Raw genomic sequence first — 23,653 nt, forward strand, 5'->3', positions numbered from 1 at the left:
CCGGCCCCCGGCGGCGCGGCGTCGCCGCCCGAGCGCCCCTCGGAGCGCCGGCTGCGGCGCGCGGTCCCCGGCGAGCCGTCGGGCATCGCGCGGGCGCTCCCCCGCACCGTCGCGGGCCGGGTCCGGGCGCTGACCGCGGCGGTCGCCGTGGTCCTCGTGGCACTGCTCGTGGCGGCGTGGGCGGCGATCGCCGACGCCCGCGACGGCGTGAAGGTCATCGGGAAGGACGCGGGCCCGCAGGTCGTCGCGACCGGCGACATGTACTTCCAGCTGTCGGACATGGACGCCCAGCTGGCCAACGCGCTGCTCGCGGGGCCCGCGGCCGGCGGCGGCCGCGACCAGGCCCTCGCCCGCTACGACCAGGACCGGCAGCGGGCCGGCGTCGCGCTGCTGAAGGCCGCGAAGCTCGCCGACGAGACCACCGAGGACGACACCGCCCGCGACCTGCTGGACGGCATCGGCCGCTACGAGCGGCTCGCCTCGCAGGCGCTCCTGCTCGACCAGCAGTCGGGGCGCACCTCCGGCCAGCCGCCGAAGCAGGTCCTGGACCTGTACCGGCAGGCGACCGACATGATGAAGCTCGACCTGCTGCCGAAGGCGTACAACCTGACGCTCGACAACGGCACGCTCGTCCGGCACACCTACGAGAACAAGCGCTCCGACGTCCGGTCGGGCACCCTGTGGGTCATCGTCACCGGGATCGTGCTGCTGGCCGTCCTGCTGGGGCTCCAGGCATACCTGGCGCGCCGCTTCCGGCGGCTGCTGAACCCGGCGCTGGCCGTCGCCACGCTCGGCGCGCTCGTCCTCGTCGCCGCGTGCGCCGCGATGCTCGCCGGGCAGGCGGACGACCTGCGCAGGGCGAAGGAGCAGGGGTTCGACCCGATCCTGTCGCTGTCGCGGGCGCGCGCCATCAGCAACAGCGCGAACGCCGACGAGACGCGCTTCCTGCTCGACCCGGCCCGCGCCGACTCCTACGAGCAGGTCTACCTGAAGAAGTCACAGACCGTCCTCTACCTGAAGGCCGGGAACCTCGACGAGTACAACGCCGCCGTGCAGAAGGGCCTGTCGTTCGCACCCGGGCGCGCGCCGTTCCTCGGCTTCCTCGGCACGGAGGCCGCCCGCACCGCGGACTCCGACCGTGCCGCGGACACCGACGACGCCCTGAAGCGCGTGCTGGCCGACTATCAGAGGGTCCAGGAGAACGACCACCGGATGCGCGCGCTCGTCGACGGCGGGCAGAAGGCGCAGGCCGCGGCGGCGCGCGGCGCGGCCACGGCCGACTTCACCCGGTACGACAAGGACATGCAGTCCCTGATCGGCATCCACTGGGGGGCGTTCCAGCAGGCCGTGAAGGACGGCGAGGACGGCACGGGCGGCTGGTACGCGATCCTGCCGGTCGCGGGCCTCGCCATCGTCGCGCTCGCGCTCGCCGGAGTGCGGCCGCGCCTGGCGGAGTACCGGTGGCAGAGATGAGAAGGCGCGGGATGGGGACCATGGGGATCCGGCGGAACGGGAACGTCCTGCGCGCGGCGGCGGCGCTGCTGACCGCCGGGACGGCCGCGCTGTCGGCGGCGGCCTGCGGGATCGCCGACGCGGGCGAGACGTCGATCGTGCACAAGGGCGACCTCACGATCGGCGTCAACACCGACCAGCCCGGCGTCGGGTCGCGCAGCGGCGGCGCCTACGCGGGCTTCGACATCGACGTCGCCCGGGAGGTCGCGCGGCGGCTCGGCGTCACCGGCTCGCACCTGCGCTTCGCGCCGGTGACGTCCAAGACCCGCGAGAGCCTGATCGAGAAGGGCAAGGTCGACCTCGTCGTCGCGAGCTACTCCATCACTCCCGAGCGGAAGCTGGACGTGGCGTTCGCGGGCCCGTACTACGTCGCGCACCAGGACATCCTGGTCCGCGCGTCCGACGCGTCGGCGGTGAAGAACGTCCACAACCTCGCGGGGAAGCGGCTGTGCCGGGTCGCCGGGTCGGTGTCGTATCCGCGCGTCCACGACGAGCTGGGCGTGGCGGCGCTTCCCGCGGACGTCGGGGAGCGCGAGGGCTACGCCGCCTGCCTGGACGGCCTGACCTCGGACCGGCTCGACGCCGTCTCGACCGACGACCTGATCCTGGCGGGCCTGGCGGCGAAGGCCGTCAAGGAGGGCCACAAGGTGGCGATCGTCAACGCGCCGTTCTCCGACGAGCCGTACGGCATCGGGCTGCGCAAGGACGACGTGGACGGCTGCGAGAAGGTGAACAAGGTCCTCACCAAGATGTACCAGGACGGAACCGTGCCGCGGCTGCTGCACAAATGGTTCGATCCCGCGGGCCTGAAAGTCACCACCACCGTGCCCCAATTCGAGGGGTGTGACGAGTCGTGACCGCGCGAATGCGCATTGCGAGGAACGGCGGGGCGTGAAGGGCTGATGAAACCGGAGGGTCACTGAGATCAGTCGGTTACGTAAGTTCCGGTCGGCGCGCGTGATCGTAAGTTATGGTCGCGATCAAAACCCATTCCGGTAGGAACCGCCCCGCCCGAGGAGTGCCATGACGACGGTCGTCCTGGTGGTGCTGTGCGTCGTGGTCGGGGCGCTCGAACTGTACGCGGGCCGGCAGTCCCGCAACCAGGCCAACGCGTTCACCCGCCGCGTCGACGAGCTGAACGAGCAGGTCACCAAGCAGAACAACGTGCTGGTCACGGTCGGCGAGCAGCTCACCGCCGAGCTGTCGCGGGTCAAGCAGGACGTGCTGCCCGCGCTCGACGGCCGGCTGCGCCACAACCACGAGCAGGTCGAGGAGCTGGCCGGACGCGTCCACCAGGCCGACGAGCACCTGCGCGTGCAGGCCGGCCGGCTGCACGACCTGGAGCAGCAGCGCATCACGCTCGCCGCGCTGCGCCGCAAGCTCGCCGAGATCGAGACGTCGGTGCGGTCGGTGACCGGCGCCGGCGCCGCCGCCGTCGAGGGCAAGGTGGAGGGCGCGCTGGACCGGCTCGCCGAGCTGGAGCGCGGCGGCGAGGAGATCCTCGAACTGCAGCGCACCCTCACCCGCACGCTGGAGGACGTCGAGGACGTCGTCACCGAGCTGCTCCAGTTCACCGAGGGCGAGCTCGACGACACCGTCACGGCCGCGCTGACCGGCCGCCCCCGCGACCACCCCGGCGGGACGTCCGTGACCGCCACGGGGCGGCTGTGGACCCGCGACGGGCAGCTCGACGACATCCTCACCGAGATGTACGAGCGGTGCGTGCGGGCGAGCCGGCTGAACGTCCGGTTCCGCACGGCCGAGGGCACCGACGGGACGGCGCCGGGCTCCCCCGAGCGGCGCCGCTACTTCCTCGGCGGGCAGGCCGCCGAGGACCTCGCCGGCGCGTTCAGCGCGCTGCTCATCTCGGCCGGCACCGAGCCGCCGAAGAACGGCCTCACCGCCAACGGCGGCGACCGCCGCGGCGGCCTCGCCCGCGTCGAGCCGGGCCTGCCGCCCGGTGTGGAGCCCGCGCGCGCTCCGGAGGACGAGGAGGCGCTCAAGGCGCTCCTGCGCACCCTGTCGGAGTGTTCGGGCGCGGTGGCGCAGATCGGGCCGCTGATGGCCGTCCGCACCCGCGACGAGCTGCTGTGCGCGGTGCTGACCGCCGCGCAGTCGCTGGAGCTGGAGAGCGACGAGGTGTTCTGGGACCCGTCGTCCGCCACCGAGCGGCTGCGGCGGCTGCCGTCCCATCAGCTGTGGGATCTCACCGCCTGGTCGTCCGCTCCGTAGGCCGGCCCTTCGCCATAGGCCGCGCCGGACCCGTTCTCGCGCTGGGCGCCGTTCGGGACGTGGTCGGGGTTCGGGGCATAGGCGCGGACGGTCCGCTCAGCGGGGCCGCCGATCCGCACGTACAGGGGGCAGTGCAGCGCGCGCGTCACCGGTTCGACCTCCGCGCACAGCCCGACGCCCGCAGCGCGGTCGAGGAACACCACGTTCTCCACCGCGCGCGCGCCGCGCACCGCGTACGGCACCGAGTCGGCGTCGCCGGTGTCGAACAGCTCCTCGAAGGTCAGCCGCCGCGCGAACCGCATCAGCACCTCCGCGTCCACGACCCGGCTGCCGATCGCCGCCGCCGGGCCCGCCACGACGATGCCGAAGCTCGGGTTCTCCCGGCCCCGCACGTAGATCTCCCGGTCGGGCTCCAGGCCCTTCCGCCGGTCCGGGAGCTGCAATCCGAACCCGGCGTCGCCGTCGAGGAACGCGGGCGGGCCGAACCCGACCGCGCCGCCCGGCACCCGCAGCACCGTCTCGGGCGTCCGCCAGCCCGGCAGGTACACGCCGAGGCCGCGCAGCAGCAGCCGCCAGATCGGGCGGGCCATGACGTCGTGGGCGAACTCCCCCTGCGCTCCCTGAGCGCCCGCACGGCCCTCCTGCGGCTGCCGACCGGGCTCCCCAACGCCGTCCATGCGGAACATCATCAGGCGCGCGCCCGGCGCGCACAAGGCCGATGCGCCGTTCCCCGGGCGTCCCGCCGCGATCACCCCCGCGGTACCTGCACGGCCCGCGTGCGTTGGGCTACCGTTGGACCACCGGACACGATGGGAAACCGCAGTGAATCTGCAGGACATGGTGGTCCACCGCGACGACACGACGACGCGGATGGTCGACAGGTACTTGATGTCCTACGAAGGACGGGTCATCGCCGTGCGCCGGCACCCCGCCCTCCTCCTGCTGCCGATCGTCTACGCGGTCGCCGCCCTCATCCTGTGCGCGGCCGTCCAGGTGACCATCGGCCTGGCGTGGATCTGGCTCCTGTGGCTGGTCAGCCTCGGCTACCTGCTCTGGAACCTCGCCGCCTGGTCCCTGCAGTTCTTCCTGGTCACCGAGCACCGCATCATGGTGATCCGCGGCGTCCTCAACCGGGACATCGCGATGATGCCGATGGCGAAGGTCGACAACATCGAGCTGAAGCGCTCCTACACGGGCCGGGCGCTCGGCTACGGCGAGTTCATCATCGAGTCCGCGGGGCAGAAGCAGGGGCTCCGGAGGGTCCGCTTCGTGCCGTATCCCGAGCAGCTGTACCTCGAGGTCTCGTCGTTCGTCTTCGGCACCGTCGACGCGGCTCCGGACTGATCCCGCCGGCGCGGCTGATCCCGCCGGCGCGCCCCCGTCAGGAGTCGAAGCCGAGCCCGAAGCGGTCCAGGGTGCGGAGCCAGAGACCGCGGCGGCCGTCGTCGCGGTCCGCGCGGGCGAGTTCGCGGCGGGTCAGCTCGATGACGCCGTACCTGAGCGGCTCGGGCGGGAACGGGACGGGCTTGGAGCGCACCATCGCCAGCCGCGTCCGCTCGGTCTCCTCGCCGGGGGCGAGGCCCACGCCGAGCAGATCGAGCATGACGTCCGCGCCGAAACGCGTGGCCCCCACACCGAGGCCGGTATACCCCGCCGCATAGGCGAGCCTGCGGTCGAAGGCCGTCCCGTAGAAGGCGCAGAAACGGCTGCACGTGTCGATGACGCCGCCCCACGCGTGCGTGAAACGGACGCCCTCCAGCTGCGGGAACGTGGCGAAGAAATGCCGCGCCAACGCGGCGAAAGTGGCGGGGCGGTTCTCCAGGTCGCGCCGCATTCCGTTGCCGTAGTGATAGACGGCGTCGTACCCGCCCCAGAGGATCCGGTCATCGGCGGTGAGCCGGTAATAGTGGAACTGATTGCCGGCGTCCCCGAGCCCTTGCCGGTGCTTCCAGCCGATCGCCTCGCGCTGCGCCGGAGACAGCGGCTCGGTCACCAGCGCGTAGTCGTACACCGGGACGAGGAAGCCGCGCATGCGCCGCAGCAGCGGCGGGAACGCGCCCGTGGCGAGCGCGACGCGCCGGGCCGTCACCGACCCGTGCGCGCCGCTCAGCCGCAGCCTGCGGGCGTCCGAGCGCACCCCGGTCACCCGCGCGTTCTCGTGGACGCGGACGCCGAGGGACCGGCACGCCTCCGCCAGCCCGAACGCGAGCTTCGCGGGATGCACCATGACGACCGCGTCGCGGTCCCACAGCCCGGCGAGGTACGTGGGCGACGCGACCTCCCGGCGGACGGCGTCCGGGCCGAGCAGGATCGGCTCCCAGCCCAGCTCGTACGCCTTCTCCGCCGCCCGTTCCAGCGCCGGGACCTGCCACTCCCGCGTCGCGACCGTCATCTCCCCGGTCGGCTCCCACTCGGCGTCGATGCCGTACCGGGCGAGGGTCGCGCCGATGGCGCGCAGGTTGTCCCAGCCGAGCCGTTCGAGCTCGTGCATGTCGTCCGGCCAGCGCGCCTGGCCGTTCTCCAGGCCGTGGGTGAGGCTCGCCGCGCAGAACCCGCCGTTGCGGCCCGACGCGGCGGACCCCACCCGTCCCGCCTCCAGCACCACCACGTCCAGGGACGGGTCGCGCTCCTTGGCGAGGAGGGCCGTCCACAGGCCGCCGTAGCCGCCGCCGACCACGGCGAGATCGCACGACCGCTCGCCCGCCGGCGGCGGCTCCGGCTCGGGACGCGCCGCGTCCGCGAGCCAGTACGGCACGGGCTCGGCGTCCGCGAGCGCCTTCACGACGCCGTCCGGCACGTTCGCGGAGTCCAGCCCTTTCATGAGTCCGGCGCTTTCATGGGATCGGGCACGTCCCCGCTCTCAGCGGGACGCGCGGATGCTGCGCCGCGCCGACACCACCGCGATCAGCACGCCGACCGCGAAGATGATCGTGCCCATCACGTTGACCTGCGGCGGCGTCCCGGTCCGGGTCGAGCCGTAGATCCACAGCGGGAACGTGATGGTGGAGCCGCTGGTGAAGTTGGTGATCACGAAGTCGTCGATGGACAGCACGAACGCCAGCAGCGCGCCCGCCACCACGCCCGGCATGATCATCGGCAGGGTGACCAGCCGGAACCGCGTCAACGGCCCGGCCCCGAGGTCCTGCGCCGCCTCCTCGACCGCCGGGTCCAGGCCGACCACCCGCGCCCGCACCGTCACCGCCACGAACGCGATCGAGAACATCACGTGCGCGAGCAGGATCGTCAGGTAGCCGCGCGGCAGGTTGAAGGTGACGAACATGGACAGCAGCGACGCGCCCATCACGATCTCCGGGCAGGAGATCGCCATGAACAGCACCAGGTTCGTCACGCCCTTGCCGCGGAACCGGTGCCGGCCGAGCGCGATCCCGGCGAACGTCCCGATGACCGTGGTGATGGCGGTGCTGAGCAGCGCGATCGTCAGCGAGTTGACCACCGCGGTGGTCAGGTCCTCCTTGTCGAACAGGTGGACGTACCACTTGAACGTGAAGCCCTGCCACTGGAAGTTCTGCTTGCTGTGCGTGTCGTTGAACCCGAACATGATCATGATGGCGATCGGCAGGATCAGCCACGCGATCAGCAGCAGCGTGTAGAGGTGCAGGCCGGAGATCCGGCGGCGCCGGCGCGGCGGCGCGGGGCGCGGGGCCGCGGTGGGTGCGATCGTCGTCATCGTCCCGCCGCCTCCAGAACGTCCTGCGTGCCGAGCGACCGCGCGTACACGAAGATGCCGACCAGCAGGATCGCCATCAGCGCGAACGACAGCGCCGACGCGACCGGGTAGGCGCTGTTGTCGAAGTACTCCGTCTGGATCACGTTGCCGATCATCGTGTTCTGCGGGCCGCCCAGCACCTCGGCGTTGACGTAGTCCGACGACACCGGCACGAACGTCATGATGACGCCGGCGAACACGCCGGGCAGCGACAGCGGCAGCACCACCCGCGCGAACGCCTGAGCCCGGCTCGCGTACAGGTCGTACGCCGCCTCGACGACGCGCTCGTCGATCCGCTCCAGCGCCACGTAGATCGGCAGCACCATGAACGGCAGGAAGTTGTACGTCAGCCCCGACACGACGGCGACCCCGGTGTCCAGCACATGGAAGCCGGACGGCAGGAGGCCGTGGTTCCGCAGCGGCCCGAGGATCGGCCCGTTGTCGGTCAGCACCAGCTTCCACGACACCGTCCGCAGGACGAACGACACGAAGTACGGAAGCAGCAGCAGGAACAGGTACGTCGACTTGTGCCGCCCGCCGCGGAAGGCGATCCAGTACGCGGCCGGGTACGCGAGCGCGATGCACAGGACGGTCGCGATCAGGCCGTACCACAGCGACCGCACGACCTTGTCGCCGTAGGTGTTGAGGCCGTCGGTGTAGTTCTGCCAGTGGAACGTCTGCCGGAAGCCGTCGATGAGGTTCCCCGTCTGCAGCGACAGCGACACCATCAGCACGATCGGCACGATGAAGAACGCCAGCATCCACAGCCCGCTCGGCAGGATCATCAGGTACGGCGCGAGCGCGCCGCCCCGCGGCCGCCGGGCCATCACGAGCCCTTGGCGATCGGCTCGAAGATCTTCTGGTACCGCGTCTCCTCCGCCTGCGTGAGCCGCCGGTAGCGCCGCAGCCGCTGCATGTCCGCCTCGGACGGGAACACCAGCGGGCTCGTGCTGAGCCGCGTCAGGTCCTTCTTCTCCTGGCCCGTCGCCTTCGCCGCGTCCGCCGCGACGATCTGCTTCACCCCCGGCACGGGCGTGATGTAGTTGACGAACTCGGTCAGCGGCGCGTTGTTCTCCGGGACGTACAGCCAGTCCATCAGCGTGATCGCGTCCACCGGGCTGCCCGCGGTCTTCGGGATGCACATGTTGTCCGTCCAGATGGTGCCGCCCTCCTTCGGGATGGCGAACCGCACGTCCGGACTGGTCATGCTGTACACGTCACCCGACCACGCCATCGTCATCCACACGTCGCCCTTGCTGACGGCGTCGACGTAGTCCTGGTTGTAGTACTTGCGGACGATCCCCTTGTCGCGCTGCTCGCGGAGCTTCGCCGCCGCCTTCTCCCAGTCGGCCTGCGTCGACTTCTCCGGGTCGATGCCGAGCAGGAACATCCCGAAGTTCCCGAGCTCCTGCGAGTCGCCCATCATGCCGACCCGCCCCTTGTACTTCGGGTCGAACAGCTGCGCGATGCTGGTGATCTCCTCCTTGACGTACTTGGTGTTGTAGGCGATCCCGGTGATGCCCGACTCGTACGGGACCGTGAACGCGTTGCCCGGGTCGTACGACGGGTTCTTGAACGTCGGGCCGGCGTTGGCCTGGAAGTTCTTCAGCCGCGACTGGTCCAGCGGCGCGAGGTAGCCGAGCTGCCGCGCCTGCTCCAGCTGGATCCCGTTCGTCATCACCATCAGGTCGAACCCGATGGACTGGCCGGCCGCCAGCGGCGCCTGGATCTTGCCGAACCAGGGCCCCATCTCCTGGATGACCTCCTTGTAGTCCACCTTGATGCCGGTGGCCTTCTCGAAGGCCTTGATGGTCGAGTGATCGTCCTCCATGTAGCCCGGCCAGTTCGCCCAGCTCAGCTTGCCCGTCTTGGCCTTGCCCGCCCAGTACTTCTGTACGTCGGTCTGGGTGACCTTCTCCTTGCCGCCCTGCCCCTTCACGCCGCAGGCCGACAGGGCGAGGCCCGCGCCCGCCGCGCCCATCAGCCGCAGCACGTCCCGGCGGGACGCGGTGGACCGTGCCAGGCGCGGGCGGGTCAGTCCGCGCAGGAACGCGGGGTCGATGTTCGTCACTGGGGGGCTCCTATGGCGTACGAGTGGCGCGGGTCCCACGACAGCCAGACGCCGTCCCCGCGAACGGCGATGTCGTCGGCGTTCGTGGCGTTCTGCAGGAACACGACCACGTCGGCGCCGGTGGAGGTGGTGATGTTGTAGTTCGTCGAGGTCCCCAGGTAGACGACCTCCGTGACCGTGCCGCGGACGCGGCACAGGTCGTCGGCCGGCTTGTCCGTCCCGATGCCGATCTTCTCCGGCCGCACCGTCAGCTCCAGCCGCTCCCCCGCCGCGACCGCCAGCCCGTCCCTCACCGGCACCTCGATCCGCCCGTCCGGCCCGTAGGAGATCACGGCGCCGCCCCCGGACACCTCGGCGACCTCCCCGCCGAGCAGGTTGGACGTCCCGATGAACCCGGCCACGAACCGCGTCGCCGGATGCTCGTAGATCTCCCGCGGCGTGCCGAGCTGCTCGATCAGCCCGTCGTTCATCACCGCGATCCGGTCCGACATCGTCAGCGCCTCGCCCTGGTCGTGCGTCACGTACACGAACGTGATGCCGACCTCCCGCTGGATGCGCTTCAGCTCGACCTGCATCGCCTGCCGCAGCTTCAGGTCCAGCGCGCCGAGCGGCTCGTCCAGCAGCAGCGCGCGCGGCCGGTTCACCAACGCGCGGGCCAGCGCGACCCGCTGCTGCTGTCCGCCCGACAGCTCCCCGGGACGGCGCCGCTCCCGCCCGGTGAGGTCGACGATCTCCAGCATCTCGCCGACCCGCGCCTTGACGTCGGCCTTGCCGACGCCGCGGCGGCGCAACCCGAACGCCACGTTGTCGAAGACGTTCATGTGCGGGAACAGCGCGTACGACTGGAACACCATGTTGACGTCACGGCGGTTGGCGGGCACGCCGGTGACGCTGCGTCCGTGCAGGTAGACCTCGCCGGCCGTCGGCTCCTCGAAGCCGGCGATCATGCGCATGGTGGTGGTCTTGCCGCAGCCGGACGGGCCGAGCAGGGAGAAGAACTCCCCCTGCGCGATCGTCAGGTCCACGCCGCGGACCGCGGCGACGGCCTCACCGTACGCGTGGTAGGTCTTCTCGACTCCCGTGAGCTCGATGGCGGGAACTGCGCGACCCGGGTCGTCGCGCGCCGGGGCGGGCTGGGTTTCGGTCATGGGCAGGGGTTTCCTTCACGAGCTCGTGGCGCCCGACCACCGCGGCGGCGCCCCCGCGCCGGCCGGCGCCCGTCCCGGGGACGGGCACCGGCCCGCGCACCGCCGCGGTACGTCCCTCAGGCGCCGATGTAGTGCATGACGTGCTTGACGCGGGTGTAGTCCTCGATTCCGTACATCGACATGTCCTTGCCGTAGCCGGAGTGCTTGAAGCCCCCGTGCGGCATCTCCGAGACGAACGGGATGTGGGTGTTCACCCACACCGCCCCGAAGTCCAATGCCTTGCTCATGCGCATCGCGCGCCCGTGGTTCTGCGTCCACACGCTGGCCGCCAGCCCGTACCGGACGCCGTTGGCCCACTCGATCGCCTGCGCCTCGTCGGAGAAGCGCTGGACGGTGATGACCGGGCCGAACACCTCGTTCTGCACGATCTCGTCGTCCTGGCGGAGCCCGCCGACGACGGTGGGCTCGAAGAAGAAGCCGGCGTCCCCGGACCGCGAACCGCCGGTCAGCACCTCCGCGTGCCCCGGCACCCGGTCGATGAAGCCCTGGACGCGCTCCAGCTGCGCGGCGCTGTTCACCGGGCCGTAGAAGGCGTCGGTGTTGCTCGGCGGGCCGACGACGGTGCCGCGCGCCGCCTCGGTGAGCGCCGCCGTGAACTCGTCGTGCAGCCGGTCCGCGACCAGCACCCGCGTCGCCGCGGTGCAGTCCTGCCCGGCGTTGAAGTAGCCGGCCTCCGCGATGCCCTGCGCCGCCGACTCCACGTCCGCGTCGTCGAACACCACGACGGGCGCCTTCCCGCCGAGCTCCAGGTGGACCTTCTTGAGGTCCTTCGCGGCGGCCGCGGCGACCTCCATGCCCGCCCGCACGCTGCCGGTGATCGACACCATCTGCGGGGTCGGGTGCTCCACCAGCGCGCGGCCGGTGTCGCGGTCGCCGCAGATCACGTTGAAGACGCCGGGCGGGAGGAACTCCGCGGCGATCTCCGCCAGCATCAGCGTGCTGACCGGGGTCGTCTCCGACGGCTTGAGCACCACGGTGTTGCCCGTCGCCAGCGCCGGCCCGATCTTCCAGACCGCCATCATCATCGGGTAGTTCCAGGGCGTCACCTGCGCGCACACCCCGATCGGCTCCCGCCGGATGGACGAGGTGTGGTCCGCCAGGTACTCGCCGGTGGCCTTGCCCTCCAGGACGCGGGACGCGCCCGCGAAGAACCGGAGGTTGTCCACCATCGGCGGCAGCTCCTCCTCCATGGTGAGCTGCACGGGCTTGCCGGTGTCGCGGCTCTCCGCCTCGACCAGCTCGCGTCCCCGGGCCTCCACCGCGTCGGCGAACCGCAGCATCGCCAGGCTGCGCTCGCCGGGCGTCGCGTCCCGCCAGGCGGGGAACGCCTCCGCGGCGGCGCGGAACGCGGCGTCGACGTCCTCGGCGCCGGACACCGGCGCCTCCGCGTACGCCTCGCCGGTGCTGGGGTCGACCACCTCCAGCGTCCGCCCGTCCTTGGCGTCGGTGTACTCGCCACCGATAAAGTTGCGCAGCCGTTCGCCGCTCATCTCGATCCTTCCTGGGCGCCGCCGCCCGAACTGTCCCGTTGGCCTGACCCTGACAGAGGTTCCAGCCCAATACAAGTGATTCCGTTGTTACGATCCAGTTTCACGACTGATTCACTTGGACCAACCGCCTCACACCCTCGATGCCGCAGCTAGGAGTACCTACGATGACGGAGGAGCGCCCTCCCTCCCGCCGGGGGTCCGCCCGGTCTCCCGTGCATCTCGACGAGACCGCCAAGCGGATCATCGAGCAGCTCCAGCAGGACGGCCGCCGCTCCTACGCCGCCATCGGCAAGGCCGTCGGCCTCTCCGAGGCCGCGGTCCGCCAGCGCGTGCAGAAGCTCCTCGACACCGGCGTCATGCAGATCGTCGGCGTGACCGACCCGCTGATGCTCGGCTTCTCCCGGCAGATGATGATCGGCGTGAAGTGCGAGGGCGACCTGGAGACGATCGCCGACGAGCTCGCCGCCCTCGACGAGATCGACTACGTCGTCATCGCCGCCGGCTCGTTCGACATCCTGCTCGAACTGGTCTGCGAGGACGACGAGCGCCTCCTGGAGCTGCTCGGCCGGATCCGCGCCGTCCCGGGCGTCGTCTCCACCGAAAGCTTCGTCTACCTCAAGCTGCGGAAACAGACCTACTCCTGGGGGACCCGCTGAGGCCGCGCGCCGCCGTCCGCCTTCGCCCGCCATCCGTCGATTCTCGTCCCGAATGAGGATGTTCCGGCAACCCCTCGCGGCGTACTTTGGGATGCCGTAAGGAAGGAGACCGGCCATGTCTGAGTCGGTCCGCCCGGACCTTCCCGCCCCCGGAACCGACCACATCGCGCTGAGCACGACCGCCGAGCAGCTCCTCGCCATCCGCAAGGCCGCCGACCTGATCGGCTGGAGCGTCGCCGACTACATCCTGTCCGCCGCCCTCGACCGCGCGGAACGCGACCTCTACGAGCACGCCGCCGCCCTCCGCGCCGCCGCTCCCGACCCGCCCCCGGACCCCAAGGCGACCGAACCCTACATAGCCCTCCTCCTAGCCCTGACCTGACTCCCCCCACCCCCGCCACCCTGCCCCCGCCGCCTCCGGCGGGGGCACCACAGCCCCTCGGCGGAAGCACCGAGCCCCCGGCAGGGCACCACAGCCCCACCACCCCACTCGCCAATCCGACTCGCCAAGACGACCACATCCAAGGCGACCACATCCAAGGCGAATCACCGACTCAGCTTGAGCCTCTGATTCCCGAAGCCGCCCACCTCGGATTCACCCCGAATCACTGACCCGCCACCTCCACCTCGCCCACCGGCCAACCGAACCCACCTCCCCGGCGAGCCCACGACCTCGGCGAGTCCACGACCTCGGCGAGCCAGGCGGCTCAGCACCCGCCCAGCTCCGCGCGCTCCTCGCCTCAACAAGCCCACCGGCTCGTGTCCAGACCAGCTCCCCGAGCCCGCAGCCCCAACAAGGTCACCAACCCCGGCGAGCTCACCCAACCGCCCAGATCACCGCCTCATGTCCAGACCAGCTCGCCGAGTCCGCAACCCCGACGAGGTCACCGACTCGCCCAGGTCACCAGCTCGCGTCCAGACCAGCTCGCCAAGATCGCAGCTCCGACGAGGTCACCAACTCGTCGAGATCGCCGACTCGCCGAGGTCACCGGCTCGCGTCCAGACCGCGGGCTTGACGAGGTCACCTGCTCGCCGAGGGCGCGGGGTCTGCGAGGGAGCGGGCTGGGCGGCGAGTTGCTGGTTCGGCGGGGTGTTCGGTCCAGGTGAGGTGGTGGTGCGGGTTCAGGCCTGGTCGGTGAGGGCCGTGGACAGGCGGGCCGCGTAGTCGGCGGCCTCGGCGTCGGAGTCGTACTTGTGGCGGGGCCAGAAGAAGCCCCTCAGGCCGTCCTTGCGGTTGCGGGGAACGATGTGAACGTGCAGGTGGGGGACGCTCTGGCTGATGCGGTTGTTCATGGCGACGAAGGAGCCGGCGGCGCCGAGCACCGACTCCATGGCCGCTGCGAGCCGCTGCGCGTGCTGGAAGTACGGGCCGACGAGGTCGGCGGGCAGGTCCGACAGTGTCTCGACGTGCGTCCGCGGCACCAGCAGCGTGTGTCCTTTGAAGAGCGGCCGGGCGTCGAGGAACGCGAGCGCGTCCGGGGCGTCGAGGACGACGTGCGCTGGACGCTCTCCCTTCAGGATCTCGCAGAAGACGCAGGACTTGCCGGACACGGAGTCAGCCATGCGCGGCATTCTGCCGCCCCCCGCCTGCGTGCGCAGCCTCCTCCCTAACGGCCCCCTTAGGTTTTCGCCGCTACCCTTCGTGTCCTATGCGGCTCGATGACGTCGCCTTCCGCTACCACCGGAGGGGTCCCTGGGTGCTGAGGGACGTCACGCTCTCCCTCCCGCCCGGCAGCGTCACCGAGGTCACCGGACGGAACGGCGCTGGGAAATCCACCCTTCTCCGCCTCATCGCCGGCCTGCGCGGGCCCCAGAAGGGATCGGTCCGAGAGAGACCGAGCCGCATCGGGTACGCACCCGAGCGTTTCCCGGTGGACCAGCCGTTCACCGTCCGCTCGTACCTCGGCCACATGGCCGCCGTCAGGCGGGTGCCCGAGGACGCGATCGGGACGTGGGCCGAGCGCCTGGCCTTCGATCACCTCCTCCACGTGCGGCTGCCGGAGCTGTCCAAGGGCAGTGCGCAGAAGGTCGGCCTCGCCCAGGCGCTCATGGACGACCCGGGACTCCTCATCCTCGACGAACCGTTCGCCGGGTTGGACGCGGCGACCCGCGACACCCTGCCGGGGCTGATCGCCGGTCTCGCCGCCGACGGCGCCACCGTGGTCATCAGCGACCACCAGCGCTGCATCGAATCCCTGCCGGGCATCGACCGGCTCCAGGTCGCGGGCGGCACGGTGACCCGCCTGGCCGCCGGCGACGAACCGGACGCGCCGAGGCTGACGGTGCTCGAGGTCGTGGTGCCCGAGGCCGACGCCGACACCGTGGAGACCAAGCTCCGCGCCGACGGCTACACCGTGCGGAGGCACGACCAATGATCATCATGTCCCGCGCAGGGGACGAAGCGTGCCGATGCGGCAGGCGGCACGGCACCTCAGAGGGGCCGGGCGCCGTTCGCGATCGGGCAGGGCGCCGTAGTCAGCGAGGGTCGGTGGACCGCGATCGGCGAGGATCGGCAGACCGCCATCGGCGGGGGTCGGTGGACCGCGATCGACGGGGGTCGGCGGACCGTGATCGGCAGTGCGCGGCGGGGCGGGGCCGGGGCGACGACCGTGCGAGGTGGGGACGGTGATCGCGCTGGCGCGGTTCCAGGTCGAGGGGTACGTGCGTTCGCTGCGCGTCCTGCATCCGGTGATCGTCGTGGCGCTGGTCATGGTGCTCGTCCTCTTCCAGGGGCCGGGCGGGCCGGAGCGGGTCAAGCTGTCCGTCGGGACGTTCGGCGATGTGGCGGCGTTCATGTTCCCGATCTGGGCGTGGACGGCGCGGGCCCTGCTGGACACGCAGCCCGACGAGCAGCGGGCGCTGTCGGCGACCGCGGCACGGCACCGTTGGACGCCCACATGGGCGGGCTTGGTCGCCGCGTACGCCGTGAACCTGTGCTTGGGCGTCATCGTGCTGGCCATTCCTCTCTTTCAGGGGCTCGACGCAGGTGCGCCTGTGCGGGCGATCCTCGTGGGGTGCGCGCTGAGCGTGCCGGTCGCGCTCGCGGGGACGCTGCTCGGCGCCTGGACGAGCCGGGCGTTCATCCCGGATCCGGGAGTGTCGCTGCTGGCGCTGCTCGGCGGCGTGACCGTGGTCCTCCTGCTGGGGCTGGGCCGGCTCTCCTTTCTCTCGGTCCCGATGATCGAGTGGCTGAGGGCGGCGCACGACGGCCCGGACCGCTTCGTCGCGGACTTCCCCGGCCTGGTGCTGCACCTGGCCCTCTGGTCGGCCGTCGTCGGCGCCGCCTACGTATTCGTCGCCCGGCTGCGTCACTGATCGTCCGCACGGGGTCAAGGGATCGCTGGAGGCGCATGGTCCCTCCGGACGTCAGGCCGCTTGGACGGTCAGCCATGCTCGCTCCAGCGGGTCGTTCCGGCGGGAGCAGAAGTAGACGCGGCCGGGGTCGCCCCAGTACCAGCCGAGGCGGTGGTCGGAGTCGAGTTGGAGCAGGAGGCGCCAGTCGTCGACGGCCGCGAGATCGTCTTCCGACAGCTCCGGGGCGTCGAGGCCGTCGAGCGGACGGCCCGTGGAGGCGTACAGGCAGTCGGGGCCGATCGGCCGCTGGACGAGGTCGGGCCAGCCTCCCAGCTGATGCGCGGGCGCCTCGGACGTGACGTGCCGGGACCAGACCGCGTGCAGCTGCTCGTACTCGGCCAGGAAGCCGCGATAGATGCGTTCCAGCCGCTGCGCGACCATCTCCTGCGGCGAGGGCAGCGACAGGAACGGAGTAGCGCCCAGTTCGGTCGGTGGATAGGACAGGACGCCGGGCGGTGGCTCGGCGGGATGCAGGTCGCCGGTGAACACGCGCCAGCCGTCCCGCTGCCCGGACGCGTCGCCCCACGGCCTCGGGATCTCGCTCGCGTAGTAGAAGGCGGCCAGACCGCCCCGAGGAAGGCCCGGGATCGTGCCGAAGACGGCGAGTTCGGTGAAGTCGACGGCGCCGAGGAAGTCGAGCGGACGACCCCTCCATGCGGGCCAGGCCGCGGCGGCCGGCAGTAGCGGGGCACCGCCCAGCCGGACCGGAACGCCGCCGGCGGCTCCGAGCCGCACCGCGGGCCGGGCCAGGGACAGCAGGACCGAGATGATCTCGGGGGTGAACAGCAGGCCGAGGAAGGTGCTCAGCCGTCGGCGCTGCGCGTCGAAGTCGTCCATGCCCCGAAGCCTGCTGGGCCCCGGCGGCGGTCACCACCCCGCGGCGAAAATGTGGATAACTCCGCGGCGGTGATCGTTCTCAGCGGCCTTCGAGGGCCCCGGCGAGCTGGGTGAGGAAGCGGTCGACCTCCTGCTCGTCGTAGCCGGGGCCGAGGCGGACGACGCGGAAGGCGCTCTCCCGGACGTCGCGCGCCGACACCGGCGGCGCCGCGCCGCGCAGCCCGGAGATGACGCGGTCGAGGAACGCGTCGACGTCCCGGACGTCGTAGCCGGGGCGCATGCCCGAGCCGGCGAACCGGGCGTTCTGGATCCAGTTGATCAGCCATGCGGGGTTCGCCCGGGAACGGCCGGGACGCTCGGCGATCGGCGCCTTCGTCTCCAGCTCCCTGATGCACTCGCGCACCAGGTCGTCCACCGCGCGGCGGTCGTATCCGCGCAGGACGACGTCGAAGCGCGCCGTGCGCACCTCGTCGGCGGACATCGGCGCGCCGCCGTTCAGCGCGCCCGAGATCCGTTCGAGAAGGCCGTCCACCTGTGTCCGGTCGTAGCCCCGCAACGCCACCGGCAGCCGCGTGCTCATCAGCGCCACCGTGCTCCTCAGCCCTCGTCCCCGCGCCCGCGGGGCCCCGGGGGCGCCGCCGGCGCGCTCAGTCCTTGGTCGCCGCGGCCAGCTGTCCGCAGGCCCCGTCGATCTCCCTGCCCCGAGTGTCGCGCACCGTGACCGGAACCCCGTGGGCCTCCAGGCGGCGGACGAACTCGCGCTCGTCCTCCGGCCGCGAGGCGGTCCACTTGGACCCCGGCGTCGGATTCAACGGGATCAGATTGACGTGTACGAGGTGGCCGCGCAAGAGCCTGCCGAGAAGATCGGCCCGCCATGCCTGGTCGTTGACGTCCTTGATGAGCGCGTACTCGATCGAGACGCGGCGCCCGCTGCGGTCGGCGTAGGCCCAGGCGGCGTCCAGGACCTCGGCGACCTTCCATCGGTTGTTGATCGGGACGAGGTCGTCGCGCAGCTCGTCGTCCGGGGCGTGCAGGGACACCGCGAGCCGCACGGACATGTCCTCGGCGGCGAGCTTCTCGATCGCCGGGACGAGGCCGACCGTGGACACGGTGACGGAACGCTGCGAGATCCCCAGGCCGGCCGGCGCCGGATCGGTGATGCGGCGGACCGCGCCGATGACGGCCTTGTAGTTCGCGAGCGGCTCCCCCATGCCCATGAAGACGATGTTGGAGACGCGGCCGGGTCCGCCTGGGACGCGCCCACGGGCCATCGCGCGCGCGCCCGCCGCGACCTGCTCCACTATCTCGGCCGTGGAGAGGTTGCGCGTGAGACCGGCCTGCCCCGTGGCGCAGAACGGGCAGTTCATGCCGCAGCCCGCCTGGGACGAGACGCACATCGTGGCCCGGTCGGGGTACCGCATCAGCACCGACTCGAACAGGACGCCGTCGAACGCCTTCCAGACCGTCTTCAGCGTCCTGCCGCCGTCGCAGTCCAGTTCGCGGACCGGGGTCAGCAGCGAGGGCAGCAGTTCCGACACCAGCCGGTCGCGCACGGCGGCCGGCAGGTCGGTCATCTTCGCCGGGTCGTCGACGAGCCGGGCGAAGTAGTGCCGCGACAGCTGGTCGGCCCGGAACGGCTTCTCGCCCAGCTCCGCGACCGCCTCGCGGCGCTCGGCCTGCGTGAGGTCGGCCAGGTGCCGCGGCGGCTTGCCGCGCCGCGGCGCGGCGAAGACGAGCTTCGCCGGGGTCTTCTTGGGCGCGGCGCCCGCGGTGGCGGGCTCGGTGGTGGCAGACATGGTCCTTCCAGTGTCGCAAACACCTGCCGATGCCTCGTCCGCATCCGGGCGCTCTTCTCCCGCGCGCTGCCGGCGTCCTGCGGCGAGCGCTGCGACATCGCTGCGCATGACCTTCACTGCGACTAAGGTCTGATCATGTCGGTTTTGCGCAGGGGCACCGCTTCGCCCAGGACCCCCGCCGCCACGATCGTCCACGCCGAGGCCAGCCCGTACGGCAGCCGGAGGCTCGTCGTCGAGTCCGACGGCGATGTGACCTCGGCCTACCTGCGGGACGCGCGGGACTCGGTGATCGGCGCCGTCTGGGTCGCCAACCACCGCAAGGCGCCGTCGTCGCTGGACCGGTCGCGGCTCGACGCCGGCGGCGCACCGCTGCTCCCCGAGTCCCATGTCGCCCATCCGCAGGGGCGCGAGGCCCTCGACGCCTCCGCCCTCGAAGTGGTGTGGTTCGAGGAGGGCGACGGCGTCGCCGTGCTGGAGGCGGGCGACCCGCTGTTCGTGATCCCGGGATGGTCGGACATGGGCCGCGGCATCCCCGGCTACGCGCGCGACGCGACGGAGCAGAGCCCGTTCGCCTTCCCCATGGAAGAGGAGATCGCGGAGTTCGGCCCCCGTATCGAGCGCGCGCGCGAGCACTGGAAGATGTGCCGCGCCGACGGCTCGTGGGCGGAGTTCCAGCAGTCGGTCCTAGGCCACCTGCTGCAGCGGCTCGGCCCCGGAGGCCACTACTGGCACGACGTGGGACGCCAGCTCGCGGGAGGCAAGGTCAGCCCGTCCCCCACCGTGGGCGTGACGGAGCGGCCCGCACGCGGCGACCGCGGTTTCACCGTGCTCAGCACGGTCGGGATGAGCCGCCAGCGGATGCCCACCGTGGAACTGTACGAGGACGACGTCGCCCCGTACGCCCGCATAGAACTCGCTGTGGCGAGCACACTGCCCAGCCAGCGCGCGGGAAGCATCTTCCCGTGGCTCGCCCAGTACCCGTGGCGATCGGTGACCTGGTTCGCCCCGGGGGACGTGGTCAAGTGGTACCACGAGGCCCGCACGTTCCCCCTCGGGAGCGGCGACGGCGCCTGGGAAGGCGTGCTCCTCCTGGAGGACCCCGCGCGGCTGGCCGGCCCGGAGGTACCCGCCCTCACGGGGCTGACCTTGCACGGCGATCCCGTCCGGTGGCTGTGGCTCGTCCCCATCTCGGGTGAGGAGCACCGGTACGCCAAGAGCGAGGGCTCGGACGCGCTCATCCGGCGCCTGGCGCAGCAGGGACGTTCCTGGGTCGTCTCCTAGGCCGGAGACGGCTGGCCGTTCTCCGGTCGTTCTCCTAGGCAGGAGAACGACCGGCCCCATCCAGGGGCCGGTCCCGCCCAGGGCGCCTGAGAGGTCTAGCTGGGGACGAACAGCTCCAGCAGCAGCCACACCACGGGGGCCGTCGCGACCAGCGAGTCGAGGCGGTCCATGACCCCGCCATGGCCCGGCAGCAGCGTGCCCATGTCCTTGATGCCGAGATCCCGTTTGATCATCGACTCGATGAGGTCGCCGCCGGTCGCGGTCACCACGGCGGCGAGGCCGACCAGCGCGCCCTGCCAGGGCTGACCGCCGTCCAGCAGCCACCACACCAGCCACCCGCCGACGATCATGCAGGTGATCGCGGAGCCGGTGACGCCCTCCCACGTCTTCTTCGGGCTGATCGTGGGGGCGAGCTTGTGCTTGCCGAGGAACGTGCCGGCGAAGTAGCCGCCGATGTCGCTGGCCACCGTCGTCGCGATGAAGATGACCGTGCGGTCGTCGCCGTCGCCGGGCCGCATCAGGAGCGCGACGATCCCGCCCATCAGCACCAGGTACCCCGCGACGAACGAGCCGGCGCTGACGTCCCGGACGTAGCCGTCCGCGCCCTCCGTCATCCGGATCAGCATCATGCTGAGCACCGTGAGGGACACCGCCGCGACCACCGCGGTGGGTCCCCACACATAGGAGACCACCGGAGTGGCCACCATGCCGGTCGCCACCGGGATGAACGGCACCCGGATGCCGCGCGACTTGAAGGCGTCCGTCAGCTCCCTCATACCGAGGAAGAGGAAGACCACCATCACGGCGAGGAAGATCGGCTTCACCGTGTAGAGCGAGAGCAGTACCAGCGCCCCGAGGGCGACGCCTACGCCGATGGCCATCGGCAGGTTCCTGCCGGTCTTGCTCTGGCGCCCGCCGCCGGACGGGTCCGGTGGCGGCTCCCCCTCGGATCCAGCGCGCGCGCCCGTCACGGGCGTCGCACCGGAGGGCGCCGCGTCTTCGGCGGCGGTGCCTGCGGGAACGTCCGGCGCCTCGCCGGAGGGCGAGTCCAGAGCTTCTCCCGGGGGTGGGCCGGGCATGTCGACCTCCGGCTCATCCGGGGAGCCCGTGGGCTCCCCGGCGTCGTCGAGTCCCATCAAACTTCGAGCAGTTCGGCCTTCTTGTGCTCGAGCAGCTCGTCGATCTGCGCCACGTACTTGTGCGTGGTGTCGTCGAGCTCCTTCTCCGCACGCCGCACCTCGTCCTCGCCGACCTCGCCGTCCTTGGCGAGCTTGTCGAGGGTGTCCTTGGCGCGCCGGCGGATGTTGCGGATGGAGATCTTGCTGTCCTCGGCCTTGGTGCCGGCGACCTTGATGAAGTCCTTGCGGCGCTCCTCCGACAGCTCGGGGAAGACCACCCGGATGACGTTGCCGTCGTTGGTGGGGTTCACGCCGAGGTCGCTGTCGCGGATCGCCTTCTCCACCGCCTGCATGGACGACTTGTCGAAGACCTGCACGATGACCATCCGCGGCTCCGGCAGCGTGAACGACGCCAGCTGGTTGACCGGCGTCGGGGTGCCGTAGTACTCCGCGGTGATCTTGTTGAACATGGCGGGGGTGACCCGGCCGGTGCGGATGGCCTGGAAGTCCTCCTTGGCGACCGCGACCGCCTTCTCCATCTTCTCCTCGGCTTCGAGGAGGGTCTCGTCGATCACTGTGACTCCCATGTCATCTGGTCGGCCCTGGCACCGCGTTCCGGGCCGCGGTCAGCCCTGTGCCGGGCTGACCAGCGTGCCGATCTTCTCACCCCGGACGGCCCGGACGATGTTGCCCTGCCCCATGAGGTCGAAGACCACGATGGGGAGCGCGTTGTCCATGCAGAGGCTGATGGCCGTGGCGTCCATGACCTTCAGACCCCGCTGTAGAACCTCACCGTAATCCAAACGGTCGAACTTGACCGCCTCTGGACTCTTACGAGGATCGGCGTCGTAGACGCCGTCGACCTGAGTCGCCTTCAGGACCGCCTCGGCACCGATCTCCAGCGCGCGCTGGGCGGCGGTCGTGTCGGTGGAGAAGAACGGCTGCCCGAGCCCCGCGCCGAAGATGACGACCCGGCCCTTCTCCAGGTGCCGGATGGCGCGCCGCGGGATGTACGGCTCGGCCACCTGGCTCATGGTGATGGCCGTCTGCACGCGCGTGTCGAGGCCGAGCTTCTCGAGGAAGTCCTGCAGCGCCAGGCAGTTGATGACCGTGCCGATCATCCCCATGTAGTCGGCGCGGCCGCGGTCCATGCCGCGCTCGGCCATGACCGCGCCGCGGAACATGTTGCCGCCGCCGCACACGACCGCGACCTGCACGCCGTCCTTCACGGCCTCGGAGATGGCCTCCGCCACGTGCTGCACGACCTCCGGGTCGATGCCCAGGGGATCGCGCCCGGCGAACGCCTCGCCCGAGAGCTTCAGCAGCACCCGCTTCCAGCCCGCGCGCGGCGCGTGCTGCCCGGACGACGGGGCCGCCGTCGCACTGGTGGTCGTCTTCTCCGGCACGTCGGCGGCCTCCTCGTTGCGTCGCTGAATCTCGGGTCCCTGTCTCCAGAGTGCCCTTACGCCTGCCCGACCTTGAACCGGGCGAAGCGCACGACCTTCACGCCGGCCTCGTCCAGGACCTTCGCGATGGTCTTCTTGCCGTCCTTCACGAACGCCTGCTCGAGCAGCACGAAGTCGCGGAAGTAGGCGTTCACCCGGCCCTCGACGATCTTCGGAATGGCCTGCTCGGGCTTGCCCTCGTCGCGGGTGAGCTGCTCGGCGAGCGCCCGCTCCTTCTCGATCACGTCCGCGGGGATCTCGTCGCGGTTCAGGTACTTGGGCGCCATCGCCGCGATCTGCTGCGCGACGTCCTTGGCGACCTCGGCGTTCTCCTTGTCCAGCTCGACCAGCACGCCGGTGGTCGGCGGCAGGGACGGGTCGGACTTGTGCAGGTAGCTGGCCACGTAGGCGCCCTGGAAGTGGGCGAAGCGGCGCAGCTCCAGCTTCTCGCCGATCTTGGCGCTGTTCTCCTCGATCAGGGCCTGGACGGTCTTGCCGGCCTCGATCTCGGCGCCGAGCAGGGACGCCGCGTCCGCCGCGCCGCTGCCCGCCGCGAACTCGACCAGCCGGTTCGCCAGCTCGATGAACTGCTCGTTCTTGGCGACGAAGTCGGTCTCGCAGTTGAGCTCCAGCAGCGCGCCGTCGCCCGAGCCGTTGAAGTGCTCGGCGACCAGGCCGTTGGCCGCGGTGCGCTCGGCGCGCTTGCCGACGTCCTTGGCGCCCTTGAGGCGCAGCAGCTCCGTGGCCTTCTCGAAGTCGCCGTCCGCCTCGGTCAGGGCGTTCTTTACGGCCATCATGCCGGAGCCGGTCAGGTCGCGGAGCCGCTTGACGTCAGCGGCGGTGAAGTTGGCCATCGCTCTCTTCGCTTCTCTCGTCGTTTGGTCGTGGACCCGCGACGGTCCCGGCGGCGTCGCCACGACGCCGCC

General features: G+C 71.2%; 24 protein-coding genes. 9 read left to right on the plus strand and 15 right to left on the minus strand.

Going from position 1 to position 23,653, the window contains the following annotated elements:
• The 3 genes from ABZ914_RS21935 to ABZ914_RS21945 all read left to right on the plus strand — a co-directional run.
• Window positions 1-1,473: GlnX family signal transduction membrane protein (locus tag ABZ914_RS21935; protein WP_500195223.1), on the plus strand; the 1,473-nt coding region annotated here is incomplete at its 5' end.
• A gap of 20 nt (window positions 1,474-1,493) precedes the next feature.
• Window positions 1,494-2,369, plus strand: a complete 876-nt coding sequence (locus tag ABZ914_RS21940) for a glutamate ABC transporter substrate-binding protein (RefSeq protein ID WP_387027360.1) — start codon at window positions 1,494-1,496, stop codon at window positions 2,367-2,369.
• A 166-nt stretch (window positions 2,370-2,535) separates the two neighbouring features.
• A complete protein-coding gene (locus tag ABZ914_RS21945; RefSeq protein WP_387027358.1) occupies window positions 2,536-3,744 on the plus strand; it encodes a hypothetical protein in 1,209 nt (402 codons plus the stop codon).
• Here the strand turns inward: ABZ914_RS21945 and ABZ914_RS21950 are convergent.
• Complete coding sequence (locus tag ABZ914_RS21950) at window positions 3,705-4,421, minus strand: hypothetical protein (RefSeq protein ID WP_500195224.1); 717 nt, start codon at window positions 4,419-4,421, stop codon at window positions 3,705-3,707. The two genes, ABZ914_RS21945 and ABZ914_RS21950, sit on opposite strands and share 40 nt — an antisense overlap.
• A gap of 145 nt (window positions 4,422-4,566) precedes the next feature.
• Here ABZ914_RS21950 and ABZ914_RS21955 point away from each other — a divergent pair, with 145 nt between their 5' ends.
• Window positions 4,567-5,088: a PH domain-containing protein gene (locus ABZ914_RS21955; RefSeq protein WP_347256824.1), complete on the plus strand. Its 522-nt coding sequence runs from the start codon at window positions 4,567-4,569 to the stop codon at window positions 5,086-5,088.
• A gap of 37 nt (window positions 5,089-5,125) precedes the next feature.
• On the opposite strand, the gene ABZ914_RS21960 is transcribed toward ABZ914_RS21955, so the two are convergent.
• From ABZ914_RS21960 to ABZ914_RS21985, 6 genes are all read right to left on the minus strand, one after another.
• Complete coding sequence (locus tag ABZ914_RS21960; RefSeq protein ID WP_500195226.1) at window positions 5,126-6,565, minus strand: NAD(P)/FAD-dependent oxidoreductase; 1,440 nt, start codon at window positions 6,563-6,565, stop codon at window positions 5,126-5,128.
• Window positions 6,566-6,604: 39 nt separating this feature from the next.
• Entirely contained in the window at window positions 6,605-7,432 is an 828-nt protein-coding gene (locus ABZ914_RS21965) for an ABC transporter permease (protein WP_500195227.1), read from the minus strand.
• On the minus strand, window positions 7,429-8,298 hold the full coding sequence (locus tag ABZ914_RS21970) for an ABC transporter permease (RefSeq protein ID WP_190859801.1): 870 nt from the start codon (window positions 8,296-8,298) through the stop codon (window positions 7,429-7,431). Before ABZ914_RS21970 ends, ABZ914_RS21965 begins: the two co-directional genes overlap by 4 nt.
• Complete coding sequence (locus tag ABZ914_RS21975) at window positions 8,298-9,542, minus strand: polyamine ABC transporter substrate-binding protein (RefSeq protein WP_500195230.1); 1,245 nt, start codon at window positions 9,540-9,542, stop codon at window positions 8,298-8,300. The genes ABZ914_RS21970 and ABZ914_RS21975 overlap by 1 nt, the downstream gene beginning before the upstream one ends.
• Window positions 9,539-10,690, minus strand: a complete 1,152-nt coding sequence (locus ABZ914_RS21980; protein WP_190859798.1) for an ABC transporter ATP-binding protein — start codon at window positions 10,688-10,690, stop codon at window positions 9,539-9,541. The genes ABZ914_RS21975 and ABZ914_RS21980 overlap by 4 nt, the downstream gene beginning before the upstream one ends.
• Before the next feature lie 116 nt (window positions 10,691-10,806).
• Entirely contained in the window at window positions 10,807-12,240 is a 1,434-nt protein-coding gene (locus ABZ914_RS21985) for a gamma-aminobutyraldehyde dehydrogenase (RefSeq protein ID WP_387027352.1), read from the minus strand.
• 164 nt (window positions 12,241-12,404) lie between these two features.
• On the opposite strand from ABZ914_RS21985, the gene ABZ914_RS21990 reads away from it, so the two are divergent.
• Window positions 12,405-12,896 carry an Lrp/AsnC family transcriptional regulator gene (locus ABZ914_RS21990; RefSeq protein ID WP_190859793.1) on the plus strand — a complete coding sequence of 164 codons (492 nt, stop codon included), beginning with the start codon at window positions 12,405-12,407 and terminating at the stop codon, window positions 12,894-12,896.
• 115 nt (window positions 12,897-13,011) lie between these two features.
• On the plus strand, window positions 13,012-13,278 hold the full coding sequence (locus tag ABZ914_RS21995; RefSeq protein ID WP_500195232.1) for a type II toxin -antitoxin system TacA 1-like antitoxin: 267 nt from the start codon (window positions 13,012-13,014) through the stop codon (window positions 13,276-13,278).
• A 740-nt stretch (window positions 13,279-14,018) separates the two neighbouring features.
• On the opposite strand, the gene ABZ914_RS22000 is transcribed toward ABZ914_RS21995, so the two are convergent.
• Window positions 14,019-14,459 carry an HIT family protein gene (locus ABZ914_RS22000; RefSeq protein WP_500195234.1) on the minus strand — a complete coding sequence of 147 codons (441 nt, stop codon included), beginning with the start codon at window positions 14,457-14,459 and terminating at the stop codon, window positions 14,019-14,021.
• Between the two features lie 86 nt (window positions 14,460-14,545).
• On the opposite strand from ABZ914_RS22000, the gene ABZ914_RS22005 reads away from it, so the two are divergent.
• Window positions 14,546-15,271, plus strand: coding sequence for an ATP-binding cassette domain-containing protein (locus ABZ914_RS22005; RefSeq protein ID WP_500195236.1), 726 nt, complete (start codon window positions 14,546-14,548; stop codon window positions 15,269-15,271).
• 250 nt (window positions 15,272-15,521) lie between these two features.
• Entirely contained in the window at window positions 15,522-16,211 is a 690-nt protein-coding gene (locus ABZ914_RS22010) for a hypothetical protein (RefSeq protein WP_500195237.1), read from the plus strand.
• Window positions 16,212-16,262: 51 nt separating this feature from the next.
• Here ABZ914_RS22010 and ABZ914_RS22015 read toward each other — a convergent pair whose 3' ends face one another.
• The 3 genes from ABZ914_RS22015 to rlmN all read right to left on the minus strand — a co-directional run bounded on the left by ABZ914_RS22015 (window position 16,263) and on the right by rlmN (window position 18,883).
• Window positions 16,263-17,087 carry a DUF1963 domain-containing protein gene (locus ABZ914_RS22015; protein ID WP_500195238.1) on the minus strand — a complete coding sequence of 275 codons (825 nt, stop codon included), beginning with the start codon at window positions 17,085-17,087 and terminating at the stop codon, window positions 16,263-16,265.
• 79 nt (window positions 17,088-17,166) lie between these two features.
• Window positions 17,167-17,667, minus strand: a complete 501-nt coding sequence (locus ABZ914_RS22020; RefSeq protein ID WP_500195240.1) for a DivIVA domain-containing protein — start codon at window positions 17,665-17,667, stop codon at window positions 17,167-17,169.
• A 67-nt stretch (window positions 17,668-17,734) separates the two neighbouring features.
• Window positions 17,735-18,883 carry a dual-specificity RNA methyltransferase RlmN gene (gene rlmN / locus ABZ914_RS22025; protein ID WP_190859772.1) on the minus strand — a complete coding sequence of 383 codons (1,149 nt, stop codon included), beginning with the start codon at window positions 18,881-18,883 and terminating at the stop codon, window positions 17,735-17,737.
• Window positions 18,884-19,018: 135 nt separating this feature from the next.
• Here rlmN and ABZ914_RS22030 point away from each other — a divergent pair, with 135 nt between their 5' ends.
• Complete coding sequence (locus tag ABZ914_RS22030) at window positions 19,019-20,164, plus strand: suppressor of fused domain protein (protein WP_500195242.1); 1,146 nt, start codon at window positions 19,019-19,021, stop codon at window positions 20,162-20,164.
• A gap of 95 nt (window positions 20,165-20,259) precedes the next feature.
• On the opposite strand, the gene ABZ914_RS22035 is transcribed toward ABZ914_RS22030, so the two are convergent.
• From ABZ914_RS22035 to tsf, 4 genes are all read right to left on the minus strand, one after another.
• Window positions 20,260-21,045 carry a phosphatidate cytidylyltransferase gene (locus ABZ914_RS22035; RefSeq protein ID WP_500195244.1) on the minus strand — a complete coding sequence of 262 codons (786 nt, stop codon included), beginning with the start codon at window positions 21,043-21,045 and terminating at the stop codon, window positions 20,260-20,262.
• Between the two features lie 254 nt (window positions 21,046-21,299).
• A complete protein-coding gene (frr, locus tag ABZ914_RS22040) occupies window positions 21,300-21,857 on the minus strand; it encodes a ribosome recycling factor (protein ID WP_190859765.1) in 558 nt (185 codons plus the stop codon).
• 51 nt (window positions 21,858-21,908) lie between these two features.
• On the minus strand, window positions 21,909-22,688 hold the full coding sequence (pyrH, locus tag ABZ914_RS22045; protein WP_151539737.1) for a UMP kinase: 780 nt from the start codon (window positions 22,686-22,688) through the stop codon (window positions 21,909-21,911).
• 56 nt (window positions 22,689-22,744) lie between these two features.
• Window positions 22,745-23,581, minus strand: a complete 837-nt coding sequence (gene tsf, locus ABZ914_RS22050) for a translation elongation factor Ts (RefSeq protein WP_190859764.1) — start codon at window positions 23,579-23,581, stop codon at window positions 22,745-22,747.
• Window positions 23,582-23,653 lie beyond the last annotated feature (72 nt).

The sequence above is a fragment of the Spirillospora sp. NPDC046719 genome, from assembly GCF_040645715.1.
Classification (GTDB): Bacteria; Actinomycetota; Actinomycetes; order Streptosporangiales; family Streptosporangiaceae; genus Spirillospora.